Annotated in this window: 17 protein-coding genes and 1 riboswitch; of the genes, 16 read left to right on the forward strand and 1 reads right to left on the reverse strand. The window is 51.2% G+C overall.

The genetic code is table 11. The annotated features are described in order from the left end of the window. Positions 1–17 precede the first annotated feature (17 nt). The 3 genes from ACFQZE_RS03870 to ACFQZE_RS03880 all read left to right on the forward strand — a co-directional run bounded on the left by ACFQZE_RS03870 (position 18) and on the right by ACFQZE_RS03880 (position 4442). A complete protein-coding gene (locus ACFQZE_RS03870) occupies positions 18–1337 on the forward strand; it encodes a deoxyguanosinetriphosphate triphosphohydrolase family protein (protein WP_379353843.1) in 1320 nt (439 codons plus the stop codon). 169 nt (positions 1338–1506) lie between these two features. Continuing rightward, complete coding sequence (locus tag ACFQZE_RS03875) at positions 1507–3759, forward strand: heavy metal translocating P-type ATPase (protein WP_379353845.1); 2253 nt, start codon at positions 1507–1509, stop codon at positions 3757–3759. Continuing rightward, a complete protein-coding gene (locus tag ACFQZE_RS03880) occupies positions 3756–4442 on the forward strand; it encodes a sulfite exporter TauE/SafE family protein (RefSeq protein ID WP_379353847.1) in 687 nt (228 codons plus the stop codon). Before ACFQZE_RS03875 ends, ACFQZE_RS03880 begins: the two co-directional genes overlap by 4 nt. A 60-nt stretch (positions 4443–4502) precedes the next feature. On the opposite strand, the gene ACFQZE_RS03885 is transcribed toward ACFQZE_RS03880, so the two are convergent. Then, positions 4503–4982 carry a hypothetical protein gene (locus ACFQZE_RS03885; protein ID WP_379353849.1) on the reverse strand — a complete coding sequence of 160 codons (480 nt, stop codon included), beginning with the start codon at positions 4980–4982 and terminating at the stop codon, positions 4503–4505. Positions 4983–5093: 111 nt separating this feature from the next. Then, positions 5094–5312, forward strand: a riboswitch (cobalamin riboswitch). Between the two features lie 160 nt (positions 5313–5472). Between ACFQZE_RS03885 and ACFQZE_RS03890 the strand changes: the two genes are divergently transcribed. The 13 genes from ACFQZE_RS03890 to ACFQZE_RS03950 all read left to right on the forward strand — a co-directional run bounded on the left by ACFQZE_RS03890 (position 5473) and on the right by ACFQZE_RS03950 (position 18866). After that, positions 5473–6483 (forward strand): ABC transporter substrate-binding protein, encoded by a 1011-nt coding sequence (locus tag ACFQZE_RS03890; RefSeq protein WP_379353851.1) that lies wholly within the window; start codon positions 5473–5475, stop codon positions 6481–6483. Next, positions 6483–7523 (forward strand): FecCD family ABC transporter permease, encoded by a 1041-nt coding sequence (locus tag ACFQZE_RS03895; protein WP_379353853.1) that lies wholly within the window; start codon positions 6483–6485, stop codon positions 7521–7523. Before ACFQZE_RS03890 ends, ACFQZE_RS03895 begins: the two co-directional genes overlap by 1 nt. After that, the gene (locus ACFQZE_RS03900; RefSeq protein WP_379353855.1) at positions 7523–8311 is read left to right on the forward strand and encodes a heme ABC transporter ATP-binding protein; all 789 of its coding nucleotides are present in this window, start codon (positions 7523–7525) and stop codon (positions 8309–8311) included. Before ACFQZE_RS03895 ends, ACFQZE_RS03900 begins: the two co-directional genes overlap by 1 nt. A gap of 36 nt (positions 8312–8347) precedes the next feature. After that, complete coding sequence (cobT, locus tag ACFQZE_RS03905; protein ID WP_379353857.1) at positions 8348–9427, forward strand: nicotinate-nucleotide--dimethylbenzimidazole phosphoribosyltransferase; 1080 nt, start codon at positions 8348–8350, stop codon at positions 9425–9427. A gap of 14 nt (positions 9428–9441) precedes the next feature. Continuing rightward, positions 9442–10041 (forward strand): bifunctional adenosylcobinamide kinase/adenosylcobinamide-phosphate guanylyltransferase, encoded by a 600-nt coding sequence (gene cobU, locus ACFQZE_RS03910; protein ID WP_379353860.1) that lies wholly within the window; start codon positions 9442–9444, stop codon positions 10039–10041. Further along, the gene (gene cbiB, locus ACFQZE_RS03915) at positions 10038–11015 is read left to right on the forward strand and encodes an adenosylcobinamide-phosphate synthase CbiB (RefSeq protein ID WP_379353862.1); all 978 of its coding nucleotides are present in this window, start codon (positions 10038–10040) and stop codon (positions 11013–11015) included. Before cobU ends, cbiB begins: the two co-directional genes overlap by 4 nt. Beyond that, the gene (gene cobS, locus ACFQZE_RS03920; RefSeq protein WP_379353864.1) at positions 10997–11818 is read left to right on the forward strand and encodes an adenosylcobinamide-GDP ribazoletransferase; all 822 of its coding nucleotides are present in this window, start codon (positions 10997–10999) and stop codon (positions 11816–11818) included. The genes cbiB and cobS overlap by 19 nt, the downstream gene beginning before the upstream one ends. Before the next feature lie 29 nt (positions 11819–11847). Then, positions 11848–12942, forward strand: a complete 1095-nt coding sequence (gene cobD, locus ACFQZE_RS03925; protein ID WP_379353867.1) for a threonine-phosphate decarboxylase CobD — start codon at positions 11848–11850, stop codon at positions 12940–12942. Between the two features lie 2 nt (positions 12943–12944). Beyond that, the gene (locus tag ACFQZE_RS03930) at positions 12945–14552 is read left to right on the forward strand and encodes a cobyric acid synthase (protein ID WP_379353869.1); all 1608 of its coding nucleotides are present in this window, start codon (positions 12945–12947) and stop codon (positions 14550–14552) included. Beyond that, positions 14549–15259 (forward strand): adenosylcobinamide amidohydrolase, encoded by a 711-nt coding sequence (locus ACFQZE_RS03935; protein ID WP_379353871.1) that lies wholly within the window; start codon positions 14549–14551, stop codon positions 15257–15259. The genes ACFQZE_RS03930 and ACFQZE_RS03935 overlap by 4 nt, the downstream gene beginning before the upstream one ends. A 48-nt stretch (positions 15260–15307) precedes the next feature. Next, entirely contained in the window at positions 15308–15967 is a 660-nt protein-coding gene (locus ACFQZE_RS03940; RefSeq protein WP_379353873.1) for an MOSC domain-containing protein, read from the forward strand. Between the two features lie 103 nt (positions 15968–16070). Continuing rightward, positions 16071–17852, forward strand: a complete 1782-nt coding sequence (locus ACFQZE_RS03945; protein WP_379353875.1) for a copper amine oxidase N-terminal domain-containing protein — start codon at positions 16071–16073, stop codon at positions 17850–17852. Between the two features lie 174 nt (positions 17853–18026). Beyond that, entirely contained in the window at positions 18027–18866 is an 840-nt protein-coding gene (locus ACFQZE_RS03950; protein WP_379353877.1) for a hypothetical protein, read from the forward strand. Positions 18867–18906: the final 40 nt, after the last annotated feature.

Genomic DNA, 18906 nt, shown 5'->3' on the forward strand with positions numbered 1-18906 from the left:
GGAGGGAACTCGATTAGATGAACATCAGAAAGCTAAGACTGTACGATACGGAAAACACACATTCCAGCGAAGATCGCGATGAATATGAAAAAGATTATGCCAGGCTTATTCAATCGCCGGCTTTTAGAAGGCTACAAGGAAAATCGCAAGTATTCGCCGCAGGGTCGGGCGATTATTATCGGACAAGGCTGACTCATTCGCTCGAAGTATCCCAAATCGCTAGGGAAGTGGCTCGCCGCTTGGGCAAAACATACCCTTTTTTGGCGGGCAACGAGCATCCCGGTTTAATGCTGGTGCCGGAAGTCGTCGAATGCGCTTCCTTGGCTCATGATTTAGGCCATCCTCCTTTCGGTCACAAAGGCGAAGAGGTTCTGGATCGTATTCTGAGAGAGCGATACGGCGTGCCCTATGAAGGAAATGCTCAAAACTTCCGCATTCTCATGTTCCTTGAGAAGAGAGCCGAAAGCGAGCGCGGGCTTGATCTTTCGGCGGCGACGCTGCTGGCGATTAACAAATATCCTTATTGCATGAACGAGCCTTCGCGAATGAAGGGCGTTTATCCGATGGAGTGGATTGGCATCCAATATTTGCGCGATTTGTGGGGCATGCCGGAAGGATGCAGCACTTTGGAAGCTCAATTAATGGATTTATGCGATGACATTGCTTATTCCACCCACGATATCGAGGACGGCATTCGTGCCGGCAAAATTATTGTGACGGAAGACTTTTTTGAAGATGACCGGCTTGTAGATGCCGTTGCGCAAGAAATTATCGACGACCCTGCGAGCATGGCCGCCGTTCAGTGGGAGCAAACCAATCTGAAAGAAATGGTTCGCAGCGTACTAGAGGACTACTATAAACAGTGGAAAACGATCTATGTGCAAAATGACAGGGAAACGTCGAGAACACGGCGCGAAATGAAAGCAAGATGGGTAAGCAAATTTGCCAGCGGCGTCGGCATTATAGACGATCCCAAAAAAGGCTGGAAGCGAGTTACCTTTGTCAAAGACGGTGCGGAAGATTTTGAACTGCTGCGGACAATGGAAATTTTGAAAAAACTCGCTTGGGTGACGCTAATTAAAGATTTTCGCGTACAAAGGCTGCAAAAGCGAAGCGAAAATATGTTGCAGCGGCTATGGGACAGCTTGGAGCAGTATGAAACCGGAAGGCTCATCTTGCCTCCAGACTGGGTTGAAAGCTATGAAAAGCATAAACACGAATGGCCTTGGGAGCGTCTCGTAGCCGATTATATCGCAGGAATGACGGACGCTTACGCTGAAAAGGTGTACACGGAACTTTTTGCGAGCCGAATCGGCTCCATCTATGAAAGAGATTAAATGATGAAGACCCGTACGTGAAAACGTGCGGGTTTTTCTATGTTAAGGACTCTGAACCTTCATCTTTTCATCAACAACCATCATGCTGTGCGATTTACGGTCATATAGTATACAGCGGCGGTACATGCCCGGTGAAAAGAAGCTTTGCGGGGATCGGAGGTAGAAGTGGATGAGCGGCGGTATTTTGGAGCTGGATTTTACGATACAAGGAATGAGCTGCGCAGCATGCGCGGCCCGGATTGAAAAAACGATTGGAAAAATGGAAGGGGTATCCGAGGTCGCGGTCAGCTTCCCGCTGCGCACGGCTTGGGTTCAAATTTATGAAGGAGCGGTTACGCAAGCGCAGCTTGCCGACAAGGTCGGGCAGCTCGGATTTTCCGCCATGACCAATGAGACGGCAAAAGAAGGGCTGCTGCGGGAGAAACGGCATCTGCGCCTGCGCTTGCTAGCTTCTATTTTGTTAACCTTGCCGCTGCTTGCCGGGATGACGGAACATTTGGCATGGTTCGCTCCCTTAGCCGATACATTGCCAAGCTGGCTGTTTCAGCCCTTCATACAACTTGCATTTGCAACGGTCATTCAATTTGTTTTGGGGATGCCGTTTTATTTTGGAGCCTACTACGCCATTCGGCAAAAAAGCGCCAATATGGATGTGCTGGTTGCCATCGGCACCACATCCGCTTACTTATATAGCCACTATGTCGTCTTTCGCGATGGGGCGGTTTTGGCCACCCAAAGCTACGATCACGGCTCGCCCCTGTATTTTGAAACCTCGGCGGTTGTCATTACAGCGATTCTTCTTGGAAAATACATCGAAACCTCCGCTTCTCTCAAAGCGCAAAACGAATCCTACGGGTTCGAGCAGCTTCGCGTCCAGAGCGCAACGGTGGAACGTGGCGGACAATTGTCTCAGATTCGGACGGAATTCGTTCGGCAGGGCGATATTGTCCATGTGGAGTCGCATGAGTTGATTCCGGTGGACGGCACCATTTTGAGCGGCGAATCGATGATCGACGAGGCGCTTGTTACAGGGGAGAGCGTTCCGGTCAGCAAGCTGCCGGGGGATACCGTTTGGGCGGGAACGCGAAACGTATACAGCAAGCTGAAAATTGTGACGCATGCAGCTGGGCACGATACGATGTTAAGCCGAATACAAGAGCTTGTTATACAGGGACAGAAGTCGAAATCATCTATTCAGAGGCAAGTGGACGCGGTTGCCGGCTGGTTTGTCCCGGCTATGTTAATGGCGGCCGCCGCCACTTTTCTCGGATGGGGGCTATGGGCCGACCCCGGAAATTGGAGCAAAGCGGCCGTCTGCGCCATTGCCGTATTGCTCGCGGCATGTCCTTGCGCATTAGGACTGGCTGCTCCTATTTCACTTGTCATTGCATCGGGCAAGCTTGCCAAACGGGGCATTGTTGCCAAAGAAGCGAGTGCGGTAGAAAAGCTGGCTGCCGTTAAAACGATAGTTTTGGATAAAACGGGAACGTTGACGGAAGGAAAGCCCAAAGTGAACTTTATGGCCGCATTTGGGATAAGCCGCTCTTATTTGCTTGGTACGGTTGCCGCTTTGGAAAAGGAATCGGATCATCCTTTGGCCCATGCGCTCCAGGCGGAAGCTGGAAAGTTCGGCCTTGTATTGCCGGCGTCTGAACGTTTAGCCTATACGCCGTCCGGAGGAGCCGAAGGATGCGTGAGAGGAGAGCATGCGGCTGTCGGAAATAAGCTCTACGTGGAGCGGATGGGTTGCCATCTCTCCAAGGAGGTTTTAAATGCTGCGGCAGAACGAGAAAAATATGGGGAAACAGTCTTATATGCCGTCATCCGAGGAAATTGCGTTGGCCTAATCGGCTTTGGAGATGCCGTTAAGCCGGAAGCAAAAGCGATGGCAGCGGAAATGCGCCGACTAAAGGTAACGCCTGTTATCGCAACGGGCGATCATTCCGCTCCGGCTTTTGCTGTGGCAAGAGCGCTCGGAATCAAAACAGCGGATGTTCATTCTTCCATGATGCCGGAATCCAAGCTGACGCTCGTTCATGAGCTGAAACGAGGGGGCGGGACAGTCGCCATGGCGGGAGACGGGTGGAACGATGCTCCGGCGCTGGCAGCTTCAGATATTGGCATTGCTATGGGAAATGGGACGTACGGCGCCTTAAATGCAGGACATGTTACGCTGCTGTTTTCGCGATTGTCGGCCATTCCGGAAGCCATTAAGCTAAGCAGACTGACGATCCGCAATATACGGCAAAATTTAGCATTCGCTTTTTTCTATAACATGGCAATTATACCGTTCGCCGCTATCGGTTTGCTCAAACCTTGGATGGCGGGAACGGCGATGGCGCTCAGTTCCGTATCTGTCGTAACAAATGCGCTGAGGCTAAAGACAAGGCTGGACCATTCAGGAGAGAAGGCTCAGCCATGACGATCGCTTGGAACAGTGTCCTCTTTATATTTCTGTCGGGCTTGTTCAGCGCCCCGCACTGCATCGGCATGTGCGGCGGTATCGTATCGACCGTTTCTTTGCAATCCGGCGTGTCGGCCAGACGGTCCATTTTATTTTATAATACAGGCCGAATAGTCTCCTATGCGTTGATGGGAGCTGCTATGGGAGCGGTAGGCTCATTTGTGGATGTGGCCGGCAAGCTGGCGGGCATACAGGGACTCGCCTCCATTGCCGGAGGCTGCTTTGTTCTTTTGTGGCTGTGGCGCAAAGTACAAATCCCTTTTTTGAGCAGGCTCTCCGGCAAGCTTCATCAAAAGCTTGCGCTAGAAGAAACGCCGCTCCCGAGCAAACAATCGGCGCATGTGCTCGCCACTGGATTTGCCTTTGGTTTTCTGCCGTGCGGGCTTACTTACGCGATGGGGATAAACGCTGCGGCAACGGGTACGCTCGGTGGAGGGGCCGCCGTTATGGCCTTATTCGGTCTTGCCACATTTCCCGCGTTGGCGGCATCGGCCTCCATTGCTGCATACGCAGGAAAGAAATGGAGAAAATTTATGCGCAAGGCAGGTACTGCGGCAGCGATTGCCGTAGGTCTTTTATCCATTTTGAAAGGGTTAGCGGCAAACGGCATCATTCCAACGGTATCTCCTTGGCTCTGGTAATTTCATGTTACTCACGTTATGGAGCCATTCAGCGTCTTCTGTCGCTTAAACTATTCAATATTAGTGAACCGCTTTTAACGTACGTACGATCTGCTGCTCGCGGCCGTCGTTTTTTAAGTTCAGGGACGCTTTCCATAAACCGGCCATAAGCGGAACTCCTTCTCCTACATACACCCCCGCGGCTGTTTCGGCCAGCTCAAAATCGTAATGACCGCAAGCCATCCCGATCATATCCAATCTTATTTTCATTTGCGCCCCCTTCACGGGAACCCCATGCTTGTCGAATAGAGTGACGGTAAACGTATTGTTTTGAAGGACAAGCGCCGGGTATTCGCTAATCGACCAAATCATTTTTCCATCCTCGACGAGATGCTCAGTCACAGCGGGATCCGCGGACGACGCTTTTTCATTAAAAAGCAAAAACCACACCGCAACAATAAGGAAGCAAAGGCCGACAATAAACAATACGAAAAAGAAGGGAGAGCGCCGGGACAGCGTCCCTTTGGCGTCATTTTCGAATTGGCTGTCATTATGATTCATTGCAATCCCTCCGTCAAGTGATGAAATTGTTGGACAAATACCGGGCTGGAGTGTATAGTTACTACTGATTATTTCATATGAACGTAAACAGGTGCCGCTGGGGTCATGTGCAATTGGCAGCAATCGTTTTGCCGATACCGCAAGATCGCAGTAGCTTAAAAGGGAAGCCGGTTCCAATCCGGCACGGACCCGCCACTGTAAGGAGAGCAGCGTATGTTTTAGCATATGCGCGCAGCCAGCGTCTAAGCAGCTTTTTCATTGGGCATACCCGCCCGCGATAACGCCGCTTGCGCAATTCCAAGTCAGAAAATCTGCCTGTTTGCTAACGCTTTAACCTACGTGGATTTAGGGAGGTGTTGGAAGGGCTTCTTCGCCGTTTATTACGGCGTGTTTATGGGCGCCTCCGGCACAGTTGCCGGAGGCGCCTTTTTTGGTGCCGCATGTTAATTGAACAAAAGACTATCTAACTTAACCGGGAGTGAAAATGAAGATGAAAGCTATGCAACTGCTCAAAATGAAGTCCATCATGTCTATCCTTCTCATTATGATGATGGTGACGCTTGCTGCCTGCGGCGTTAATACGGGTAAACCGGAAGAGGGTACGAACAAGGAACAAACGGAACAAGGTTCGGCAGCAGAGTCGGCTGCACCTTCCGCAGAGCCAACGGAACAGCCGGGGCAAACCGTTTATCCATACAAAACAACCGATGCTACAGGCACGGAACTTACGTTTGAAAAAGCGCCTCAAGCTATCGTCACGCTTGTGCCGAGCGAGACAGAAACGATTTACGCAATTGGAGCGGGGGCTCAAGTCGTCGGCGTCGACGATTGGAGCAACTATCCGCCTGAAGCGGCTTCCGTTAAAAAAATCGGAGATATGACAACGAACATTGAAGCGGTATCCGCGCTTAATCCCGATCTCATTTTAGCTTCGTCGTCCATGAATGTGGATGCCATTACCAAGCTGCGCGAGCTAGGACTGAACGTATACGCGACGGATCCAAAAACCTATGACGCGGTCATTGCCAAAGTTGAAGAAATCGGTAAAATTATGAATATGCAAGAAGGCGCGGGCAAAGTGGCCGATCATATGCGCGATGTGAAGGAAAAAGTGGCAACTGCCGTTAAAGACGCTGAGAAAAAGAAAGTGTACTTGGAGTTTTCTCCTGGCTGGACGGTAGGCTCGGGCGAATTTCTAGACGAGCTGCTCACCATCGCCGGCGGCCAAAATATTGCTGCTGCGCAAGCGGGCTGGTATGAAGTAAATGCAGAGGAAGTCGTCACGCAAAATCCTCAGCTCATTATTTATCCTGATTTTGGAGAGGAGAAAAGCTCCATTGTCGCAGCCATCGAGGCGCGTCCGGGTTGGGATACGATTGATGCGGTGAAAAACAAACAAATGGTTGCCGTTACTAACGACCCTCTAGTTCGCGTAGGACCGCGGCTGGCGGATGGATTGCTTGAGCTGGCGAAAGCCATCCATCCAGAGCTTATGAAATAATGCCAAATTTAAAACGAATCACGTATGGAGGAGCAGCTTTGCTCCTTCTTGCTGTTTCTATGATTGCAAGCTTGTCGATTGGATCGGCCGGCTTGTCGTTTGCCGATGTGTGGGGCATTCTGCTGCATCAGCTGCCATGGCTGTCGGATCGGCCCCTTCAGTGGACAAGCGGTGAAATTGCGGTAGTTACGCAGGTTCGGCTATCGCGGGTGCTGCTTGCAGTGCTAGTGGGGAGCTGTCTGGCGCTGGCAGGCGCCGGCTTTCAAGGCGTGCTGCGCAATCCGCTGGCTGAACCTTATACGCTTGGCGTCGCCTCCGGCAGTTCGGTCGGAGCCGCATTTATTATTTTGTTCGGGCTTCAACTTGCTTTAGGGCTATGGACGCTGCCAATCGTAGCTTTTTTGACGGGTATCGTTACGCTGTTTGCTGTCATTTGGCTTTCCCGCTCGCAAGGAACGATGCGAATTGAAACTGTCATTTTGTCCGGCGTCATTATCCAGTCGTTTTTGGGTGCATTTGTTTCGCTAATGGTTTCGATGTCGCAAGGAGTGGTCAACCAAATTTTGTTCTGGATTATGGGCTCGCTGGCCATGCGCAGCTGGGAGCATGTGTACATCCTGCTGCCATTTCTCGGGGTCGCTTTGCCCGTGCTGCTTTATTATGGACAAGCTCTAAATCTGTTTGCGCTTGGAGAGAGGCACGCAGCCCATATGGGCGTCCAAGTGGAACGAACGAAGCTGATCGTGATGATCGTTTCGACGCTTTTGACGGCTGCTGCCGTATCCGTCTCCGGCGTCATCGGTTTTGTAGGTCTAGTCGTTCCGCATGTCATCCGTCTTATTGCCGGACCGGATTACCGAATCGTAATTCCCCTCTCTGCTATAGGAGGAGCTACTTTTATGCTTTGGGCCGATACTCTCGCCCGCAACGTGCTCAGTCCGAAGGAGCTGCCGCTTGGCGTCGTTACGGCTTTGATCGGCGCACCGGTGTTTGCCTATTTGCTGCATCGCAAAATGAAGGCGGAAGGGGGAGAGGGGTAATGGAGCTCGAAGCCAAAAACGTTTCGGCGGTCCGGGGGAAGACTACCATTTTGCAAAATGTTTCGGTTTCTTTCCGCAGCAATCGTTTTTATGGAATTATAGGACCTAACGGCGCCGGAAAAACGACCTTGCTCCATCTGCTGTCGGGAACCGATACTCCAAACTCGGGTGAAGTACGGCTCGCAGGAAATCCCATTTCTCAAATTCCGCGGAAAGCCGTTGCTCAAAAGCTCGCGGTGCTTCAGCAAGGCGGCATTCCGCCCGTCGGCTTTACCGCTCGGGAAATCGTCTCGATGGGCCGATATCCGCATCAAAACTGGCTGGGGCATGATTCCGGGGATGCGGAAAAAATCGTGGAGGAAGCGATGCTTATAGCGGGAGTTCGTCATTTGCAGGAGCGGCGCATTCATCAGCTTAGCGGAGGAGAGCGGCAGCGAGTCGCACTGGCCAAGCTGATGGCGCAGCAGCCGGAAGTGCTGCTGCTCGATGAGCCGACGACGTATCTCGACATCGGCTTTCAAATCGAGCTGCTTGACGCCGTTCGTTCATGGCAGAAGGAAAGTGGACTGCTTGTTATTGCGGTGCTCCATGACCTAAATTTGGCGTCGCTTTATTGCGATGAGCTAATTGCAATTCAAGATGGCAAAATAGGGGCGTCCGGAACGCCGGAGCAAGTGTTGCAGGCCGAGCTAATTCAGTCCATCTATGGCGCCAAATCGACCATTGTAAAACATCCGGAATCAGGAAAGCCTCAAATTTTGCTTCATTCCGGCATTGGCGCCGAATAGAAGAGGGTACGACACCTATTCAGGAGGAACAGAGAAATGAATCATGGTAATGAGGAATTACAAGAAATCAACCAACTGGAAGCCGTCTTGAATCGAATCCCGTTATTTGACGCCGATGCTGCGCTTCGCGCCGAGCGTCATTCCGACGGATTGACGAAGCCTCCCGGAAGTCTTGGGAAGCTTGAAGCCATCGCGCGGCAATTAGCGGGAGCGACTGGAGAGCTGTGGCCAGATTTGTCCAAACGAGCGGTCATTGTGATGGCGGGCGACCATGGGGTATGCGAGGAAGGGGTAAGTGCATTCCCTCAAGCGGTAACGCCGCAAATGGTACACAACTTTTTAAATGGCGGGGCGGCTGTTAACGCCCTTGCGCGGCAAGCGGGAGCAGAAGTCGTTTGCGTCGATATCGGAGTTGCTGCCGAACTGCGGCATGAGTCGCTTCTGAGCCGCAAAGTCGTCTGGGGCACAAAAAATATGGCCAAAGGACCGGCGATGACGAAAGCGGAAGCACTCCAGGCCGTTTTGGTTGGCGTATCCGTTGTCGAAGACCAGATTAAAAAAGGATACCGATTGTTTGCGACCGGAGAGATGGGAATCGGGAATACAACGGCCAGCGCAGCGATCGCTTCCGTACTGGCCGGTTTGCCTCCCGAAGAGGCGGTGGGCCGCGGTACTGGCATTAACGATGAAGTGTTCAAACATAAAGTTGAAATTGTTAAAAAAGCGATCAGCACGAACGAACCCGATCCGCTGGACCCGCTTGATGTGCTGGCCAAAGTTGGCGGAGCGGAAATTGCCGGTCTTGTTGGCATTCTAATCGGCGCAGCGGCCAATCGGTGCCCAGTCGTTATTGACGGTTACATTTCTTCCGCTGCCGCGCTCATTGCGGCCCGGCTATCCGATAAAGTAAAGCCCTATATGTTTGCGTCCCATCTTTCTCAGGAGCAAGGCCATCTTAAACTGCTTCAGGCGATCGGACTCGAACCGTTCATCCGGCTGGATATGAGGTTGGGCGAAGGAACGGGCGCCGTTTTATGCTTCCATTTTATAGACGCGACGCTGCGGCTCATGCAAGAGATGGCGACATTTGAAAGCGCCGGAATATCCAAAGAATAAGCGGGAGGATACGTATGGCCATATTGATTACGGGCGGGGCTAGATCCGGCAAAAGCAGATTCGCCGAGCAATATGCCGCTCGCTTGGCTGCTCACGGGATGTATGTGGCGACCTGCCAAGCATTCGATAATGAAATGGATGACCGCATAAGCAAGCATAAACACGACCGCGAGGCATCCGGTTTTATCTGGGAAACGAAGGAAGAGCCGCTGGAGGCGGCTGCTGTTTTACAAGCTTATGGGGAAGGAATCCGGGCAAAGCTCTTGGCCGAGCCCACACAAAAGCCGCCTGTTGTGTTGCTGGATTGCTTAACGTTATGGCTGACCAATTGGATGTTTTATTATGAAAACGACAATCACGCAGAGCAAAAGCTTGCGGCAAAAGCCCGGGAGCTTGTGCTTGCGATTCAACAATATCCTTATCCGCTTTTAATCGTAACAAACGAGGTAGGCGATGGAATCGTCCCTGTAAATGCGCTTGCACGAGCATTCAGGGATGAGGCGGGCCGGCTCAATCAAGCTGTCGCAGCCGTGTGCGACAAGGTGTTTTTGGTGACGGCGGGTATTCCCGTCGATGTGAAGGCGCTCGCTTTCCGCTGGGAGGAGCTTACATGATTTATAGCTTTCAAGAGCTGCTTCTCCTTGTTGCCGCAGCGATTGCCATAGACTGGATCATTGGCGATCCGAAATGGCCGACTCATCCCGTCATTTGGATCGGGAGATGGATCGGTTGGCTGGAAGGCAAGCTGCACGCGGGAAAATCGACCGTTACGAGCCTTAAAACAAAATGGCTGGGCTTCTGTCTAGCTTTTCTAACCATATTCGGAAGTACTTCGGTCATGTGGATCGTCGTTTGGGCAGCCGATTCGATTCATGTTTGGCTCGGTTATGCCGTATCGGCATGGTTTATTTCGACGACCATCGCCGTCAAAGGGCTGAAAGAGGCCGCGATGCTAGTATACATACCGCTTGTTCAAGGGAATTTGAACGAAGCCCGCAAATATGTCGGCTATATCGTAGGCAGAGACACGGATTCGTTAACGGAGAAGGAAGCGGCGAGAGCTTGCGTGGAGACGGTCGCGGAAAATACGGTGGATGCGTTCATTTCTCCTATTTTGTTTGCCTTAGTTGGCGGCGCACCTCTCGCTATGCTGTACCGCTCGGTAAATACGCTGGATTCCATGGTCGGCTATCGAAATGAAAAATATATCCACTTTGGCTGGTTTTCCGCCAGATTGGACGATGCCCTCAATTATATTCCCGCAAGAATAACGGGAGTGCTGCAAGTGATCGTCGCTTCGATGTTGCCTGGGATGAATGCACGCAGCAGTTGGAGAGCTATCGGCGTGTTTGCCAAGCGGCATCCCAGCCCGAATAGCGGTATTCCGGAATCGGCGGCGGCAGGCGCGCTTGGCATCGAGCTTGGCGGGATTAACCGCTATTTTGGCGTAGAGAGCGAACGGGCGCGGATGGGCTGGCCGATACGGGCCATTGAAGCTAACGATATTTTGCAGACGGTTAGGCTTTTGTATGGCGTCAGCGTATTGATATTTTCGGGAGTGATAGCGGCATGGTTTTTAATCGAGTGAAGCTGCATGGGCAAGCTTGTTTGGCAGCTATACAATTTTTAACGAGATTTCCGGTTCCGGTGAACGTCCCTTTTGAAAAGCCGGTGCTGACTCGAAGCATTATTTATTTTCCGTTCGCTGGACTGCTGATCGGCTTTTGTCTTAGCGCCGCCGCTTGGGCGTTTGGCCTTATTTTGCCCCCATGGCCGGCTGCCGTTCTGCTGCTTGCGTTGTGGGTTGCGCTTAGCGGCGGGCTTCATCTGGACGGCTGGATGGATACGGCAGACGGCGTGCTGAGCCATAGGGACCGGGACAAAATGCTCGATATTATGAAGGACAGCAGAGTGGGCGCCATGGGCGTGCTTGCGGCTGTTCTTTTGCTGCTTTTGAAGGCATCACTGCTGGCCGAGCTTTTGAAAAACAGCGGAAGAAACGATATTCCGTTAGGGGCACTTCTAATCGGCTGCGCTTGCTTGGGCCGGGCATGGATGGCTGCGGCAATCGGAGGGTGGAAGCCGGCAAGGCCAAATGAAGGAATCGGACGTTTGTTTAATGGTGTTAATAAAATGTCGGTCATTCATTCGCTATTTGTAGCTGCCGTATTTTCTTTCACTTCGCTAATGATTAGCGGCATTAATTATAAAATATCCATACTGTTGCTCTTTTCAGCACTTGCGATTACTTTCCTATGCGGATGGGCGATGGCAAGCTGGCTGAATAAAAAGCTGGGCGGACTAACGGGCGATACGTATGGGGCTATGAATGAAGCAGTCGAAACGGCATTGCTGCTAGCCATTGTCATTTGGCAACAAACAACTGGTTAAAGATATGCCTACATAGGAGTTGAATACTTATGCTGGAACGATTCGGACATGGCGGAGATTTGCAAACGGCGGAGGAAACTTACGGTTTCATGAAGTCGGACTTTTTGGACTACAGCTCCAATATGAATCCGCTTGGTCCGCCTCCCGCCGTACGCGAAACGCTGATCCATTATGCAGACCATATTGAGCGTTATCCCGACCCGATTGCCCGCGGTCTGCGGCGGAAGCTGGCGGAACGTTACTCTGTCGATTCAAGCAGTCTGCTAGCCGGCAATGGAGGAGCGGAGTTAATTGATCTTGCCGTCAGATGGTTGAAACCCACTCGTGTTGTTACGGCGGCCCCTTGTTTTTCCGAATATGGGGATGCCGTTCGAAAGATTGGGGCGGAGCTGCTCGAAGTTCCGTTAAAGGCGTCCAGCGGCTTTCAAATAGACGAAGAGTGGATGAACGAGGCAATGAAATACGGCGGCTCCGCGCTATATATTTTAGGCTCTCCCAACAATCCGACGGGGAGGCTTGTTCATCCGGATCAAATTAGGAGGCTGCTGGAGGCGGGAGCGTTTGTCGTGCTGGACGAAGCCTTTATCGATTTTGTTGCCGAAGCGGAACGTTACAGTTTGATTCAGGAGGCATCCGCTCACAAAAGGCTGCTTGTCATTCGTTCAATGACGAAGTTTTACGCCATTCCCGGCATACGTCTCGGGTTTATTGCCGCTCATCCCGATTCGATTTCGGAGCTAAGCCGGCTTCAAGTGCCGTGGAGCGTCAATTCGCTTGCGCAGCAAATTGGCGAAGCCGTGCTTGATGATCGGGAATTCGAGGAAAAGTCGCTGACATGGCTTCATCAAGAACGGCCGAAGCTGGCAAACTCGTTATCATCGCTTGGATTTAACGTATATGAAAGCTCCGCTAATTATTTGCTCCTGCAAATGCAGGATGCGATGGGTTTTTCCGCTGGAGAGCTTCAGGAAGCAATGGGACGAAGAGGCTTTCTCATTCGCAACGCCTCATTGTTTGCCGGGCTGAATGAAAGGTATATCAGAGTGGCCGTCAAGCTTGAAGAACAGAACCGTCAATTCATTTCAAGCTTGCAAGCTTGTTTGCTGGAGAAAAGGGGGCGTTAGCTATGAACGATCATTTAAGCCGGGCTAATGGACAGTTGGAGACGGGCCGCACAATCATGGTGCAAGGCACGGCCTCCGACGCGGGCAAAAGCTTGCTTGCTGCCGCATTATGCCGAATATTTGCGCAAGACGGCTACCGTACAGCTCCATTCAAATCGCAAAATATGTCGCTGAACTCCTATGTCACTTGGGACGGGAAAGAAATCGGGCGGGCGCAAGGCATGCAAGCCGATGCATGCGGCATTTTGGCATCGACGGATATGAATCCGATTTTATTAAAGCCGACAAAAGAGATGTCCTCTCAAGTCGTCGTGCATGGCCGCCCTCTCGGAGAATGGGAGGCTAGAGCGTATCGAGAATCCTATTTGCCCAAAGCGGGCGAAATTGTGCGGCAAGCTTTAGGCAGACTGCGCGATGAATACGAAATTGTTGTGCTCGAAGGGGCCGGCAGTCCGGCGGAAATCAACTTGAAAGATCGGGATATCGTCAATATGCGCATGGCGGCTTGGGCGGATGCTCCCGTTATCCTTGTGGCGGATATCGACAGAGGAGGCGTGTTCGCTTCGATTGTCGGCACATTGGAATTGCTGGAGCCTCACGAACGGGACCGTATTTGCGGGTTTGTCATCAACAAGTTTAGAGGGGATGTCTCGCTTCTGCAGCCGGGGCTTGATTGGCTTCAAAACCGGACGGGCAAACCGGTCATCGGCGTCATGCCTTTTTTGCCCGGCTTGGAATTGGAAGACGAAGACTCTCTTTCGATGCGTACACTGGGAGAGACGCCAGCGGCAAGCGCCTCTTCCGAGCAGCCGGAGCTGGATATCGCGGTCATTCAGCTTCCTCGCATCTCCAACTTCACCGATGTCGATCCTTTGCGGCATGAAAGCGATGTCCGCCTCCGCTTCGTGGATTCACCCCGCAATTGGGGCAATCCCGACGTCGTGATTTTGCCCGGCAGCAAAAATACGATAGAAGATTTAATCTGGATTAGAGAACAAGGGCTTTCCAGCTTGCTCGAAGCGCATCTTCAAAAAGGCGGCAGAGCTGTCGGCCTATGTGGCGGTTACGAAATGTTTGGCGAAAAACTGTCCGACCCGCATGGAGTAGAATCGGCTGTTTCATCCATTCATGGCATTGGCGTATTTCCATTTGAAGTCACCTTTGCGCGGCAGAAGCGGACGGTTCGTGTTGAAGGAGAAGGAAAGCTTCATGACGACTCTCCCGTCTTCGCTATTGAGGGCTACGAGATTCATATGGGGATGTTGCATACACGGTCAGGCGAGATGAAAAGGCCGTTTTTGATCCGTGAAAAACGTTGGAATGAAGCGATGCCAGGCAAGGGGGCAAATCACTTCGCTGAGGGGGCATGTACGGCAGACGGGCGTATTTGGGGCACGTTTATCCATGGCATTTTGCACAATGATGCTTTTAGACGGAACTGGCTGAACGATATTCGCATCGAAAAAGGCCTTTCTCCTATCCACGATATAATCAACTTCCAAGAGCGCAGGGAAGCTGCTTTCGACCGATTGGCCGAGGCTGCTAGAAAACATTTGGATATTCCGTTCCTCTATCAGGTGATGGGAATGACAGAGGAGAGCGAGAAATGACGCAGCCGTTTCGTAAGGGATCGGATTATGTCTCTACCTTTTGGCCTGATTTGAAGCTTCGAATGCTGGAAGATCGCATCGAGCTGACGCTGGGTGAGGAGCTGCATACACTTAGCAGCGCGATATGGCCGGGGGGATTTTCACAGACACGGGCTTTCGTCAACTGGAAGGTTCCTCTTCATTATGACGGTAACCGCCCTATTCAGGAATTAAAAGAACGACTGGAAGGTTGGGGCTTCGCCCCCGATTCAACGGTCGGTTTTATGACGGCAGCCAAGCTCACCCATGCTTCCGTTATTGAAATCGAGGGAGAAGGTTTTCGATTGTTCTGCTGTACGACGGCAGGCACAAGAAACGCTGCCCGCGCCGGACTGCCAAGGCAAACCTATTCGGCTTATCATGCTGGAACGATTAATACCATCGTAGCGATTGACGGTGCAATGACAGATTCAGCGCTTGCAAACGCGTTTATAACGGCCACGGAAGCGAAGGCCGCTGCATTGCAGTGGCTAGAGATTAAAGAAGAAGCGAATGGTGGAATCGCCACGGGGACAACGACGGATGCGCTCGCGATTGGGGCAACCCAAAGAAAGCTTGGGGACGCCGTACATGCATACGCGGGGGCGGCAACTACAATTGGCTGCGCCATCGGAGAAGCCGTTTATAAAACCGTTCTAGAGGCGGCAGCTACGCAGCATGAAGTCTAATTGAGACTAAATTGGGCAACCTTGGAATAAAGGGGGCCGGCAGCAAGCATGAAACTGATCAGTATTAACGCAGGATTACCGAAGCCATATTCCTACCGCGGCAAAACGATCGTATCGGCCATAGACAAAACCCCTTTGTTCGGGCCTGCATTTGTAGATGAAAATGGACTGCGGGAAGACCGTCAGGCAGAGCAGACGCTTAATGGCGGATTTGACAAAGCACTGCATGCCTATTGTTTGGAGCATTATCCTTTTTGGGAAGGGCGATTGGATAGACAACTGGCTTATGGAGCTTTCGGCGAAAATTTAACGGTAGAATCCGGTTTGGAAAACGAGGCTTATATAGGCGATGTCTATTCGCTAGGGACGGCCATGCTGCAAATTAGCGAGCCAAGACAGCCTTGTTACAAACTTTCGGTTCGTTTCGGCGAAACGAAGCTTCCTTTATGGTTTAGAGAACAAAGATTTATAGGCTATTATTTTCGCGTATTAGAATCCGGCATTATTGAAGCAGGCCAATCGTTCAAGCTGGAGCAGAGGGAAACTTCCTGTATTTCCGTTCTTCATGCATACGAAGCCAGCTTTGACAGGGAAGAAGGCTGGCCTGAAAGGGCGGCTGCCGTCTTGCAATCATCGGCGCTTGGCCGGGATTGGAGAGAAGCTTTGCAAAACCGATTAAAAGGATTCGCGCCTGCAAATGGAAACTAGCATGCAACTTTTCTACTTCCTAAACGTCTATACGTGTGGGCTTGGCAGAAACGACTGCTAAGAAGTCCTATTACTTTAGAGAGATTGAGGAGTGGTAATCTGCATGTTGCAACCAAGACAAAGCGGAAGAAAAAAAGCGGCTGCGCTTTTGCTCGCCTTAACGATGATGACGGCGCCAGTAGCTTCGGTATCGGCACTCGATGCCCCTATTACATCAGCAACCAATTATGTTGTTTTCTATATCGATAACAACGAGGCTTTTCTGAACGGCGATAAGGTGACGCTTGATTCCCCGGCTGTTATTAAAAATGGCCGCACTTATGTGCCCGCAAAATTTTTAGGCGATACATTCGGAATGAAAGTGGAATGGCAAGAGAAAACAAGAACGATTTTGATGGAAACGCCTTCTCATGAAATATTGCTCGATACGGTTAACAAACAAGCTTGGATAGACGGTTATGCGCAACCATTCGATCAGGTGGCCATGCTTTCTAAAGGAAGGCTGCTCATTAAGCTTTCATGGCTGTCCGATTATATGGGCGCTACTTATACATATAACGCCGAGCTTCGCAGAGTGGACGTGCTTCATGTCACGAAGCCGGAGGGCAATTTCAACCCCGATCTCGGAAATTCGGTTCCTGTTGCGAAATTTTCTTTAGGGAAATCCACATACCGGATTGGCGAGCCAATTAAATATATCAACTTAAGCTACGATCCCGATGCAGAAGGCGTTCAGATGGAGTGGACAGGTAAACAAGACGTCTTTTTTAAACCGGGTACTTATCCGGTGACGCTTGTTGTCAAAGATAAAAACGGCCATAAAAGCAAGCCGTATACCCGCAATGTCGTCGTAAGCGAAGATGTATATTTGACCGAGCAGGAGCATCCGATCTACACCAAGCCGGTAGGGGGCTACATTAACACCGATTGGAAGACGCTGTACGCACATTATCTTAATTTGCCTGATGTTGCAAAGACGGTAACGGAGGACAAGTCACGAACTCTTCTTGTGAGCGACAGCCCGGAGACGTTTAAAGAGCTTGGCATTTTGTATCAAGACACGATTAACGGCAAGGGACGACTGTATGCCGACCATTTGAACGGCACCACTGAAAAAGTCAGCTTCGCCATTCTGGCGACAAACAACACCGATAAGCCGGTCACCATTCGCACAACTAACAAAGGCGAGGTTTATCCTTCTATTTACGCTCATTTGATCGGCAGCGAAGCGATGGTGGACTACTTTATGCGTGATGCGGCAGAAGAAACAATGACTATTCCACCGGGCGGTACATTTGTGTATAAACAGTTCCCTGACTTTTACCCTGGTCAAGGGGTTAATCTGATGTACGACGTGGAAACGGACGGCGAGGTGCAATTCACGTTCGCGGCTGCCGATTCCGTATCGACAGATATGCTGGAAATGCCAAAGCTTGCATTTGACGGACATGTGCGCGGAACGTTCCAAATTGCCGGTTTCGACTGGAAGGTAGACTTGTCAGAAAAAGGACTGCAAAAGCCGATGAAGCTCATTTTGGGCGACGGCAAAGTAGACCCTTTTCAACAAGGATATGACCCGCAGCGCGGAACGGAAGCTGTGCTGAGCGGCAACTACGGCACCGTTTACAAAATCCATTCCGACAAGCCAAGAAAGATGGCCGTTATGATTTTGGCAAAAGGCGGACCGTTCAAAGGACCGTTTATGATCAACGGCGAAATGGTGAAAGTGCCGAATTCAGGCGTATTGACTGCGTTTGACGGCATGGTTATTTTGGCCAAAACGACGGGCAAAGAGGAAAGCTTGGACATTGAATTTAGTCCTCCGGCTGGCTCGGCTTTCCCTATTAACCTCATTTTCTACCCGCTAGATGAGCGGGCGCAATAAATAGCCAGACCATAAGGCTGACTCGCGGAGTTTATACAAGCTCTCGGGCCAGCCTTTTGTTTGGGGCGATCGCTTATTCGGAACCGTTCTTATCTTCAAGCAGAATCTAGACAAAGGGATGCTTTAAGCGTTAAAATAAATGGCTTACTAAAATGGCGAGAGTGAGGGTTGTCCATGTCAAGCGAATCGATTGCAGATTCGAAAACAGACGAAAACAAACTAAGCAAGAAACAAATAAAAGTCATTGTGGCGGTACTGGTTGCCGTGTTGGCAGTGGCGGGCCTTTTGCTCTACCTGCTCGCCGCCTCGCTCAGCAGCCGCGGATCGGCAGCGTCGCTTCACGCAATTAAAGAATATAAATATGAAACTTACAAGGCCGAAAGCGGCATGAACATTCATTGGCTCATGACGAAACCCGCTTATGTTAAACTGGAAACCGTTTTTGATAATGTGACGTTGACCGAGAAAGTTGGCATTAATGGAGGTTTCTTTTACGGCGAAACGTTGGTCAGCATGGCCGTCGTAAACGGCAGGGCGCTAAATGGGCCAATGAGTCGATATGGCAGCGGCGGCGAAAATGTGAAATACGCAAGAGGAACGCTCGTTTGGGACGGAGAGGCGGATGCTCTAAGCGTACAGGTCATCTCGAAAGCTTCAGAGCTTAAGACAAAGGATCATACCCGTTTCTGGGCTCAAGGCGGTATCAGCATGGGGCTTGGCAACGAAGACGGCTGGGCCGAGCAAGCTGCGCTTGAGAACGCGCCCTTTCCGGATGACATTAGACTGCGCTCCGGAGCGGTATATGATAAATTCGGCAACTTGTATTTGGTTGTTAGCGAAACTCCGGGATCGCTCGACACTTTCCGCAGTGCTATTTTGGAAGGAGTCGGCGGAGGTCAGTTGGTGGACGGCGTGTTTCTCGATGGAGACGGCTCTTCCCAAATGTTAAGCAAAGAAATGACGCTAGCTGGAGACGGACGCCCGGTTGTGCAAATGATACGAATTGCAAAATAAACAAAGGGACGATTCAGGCGCTGCATGCGGGAGCAACCTG

The organism is Paenibacillus sp. GCM10027627, from assembly GCF_042675505.1.
In the GTDB taxonomy this organism is placed as follows: Bacteria; Bacillota; Bacilli; order Paenibacillales; family Paenibacillaceae; genus Pristimantibacillus.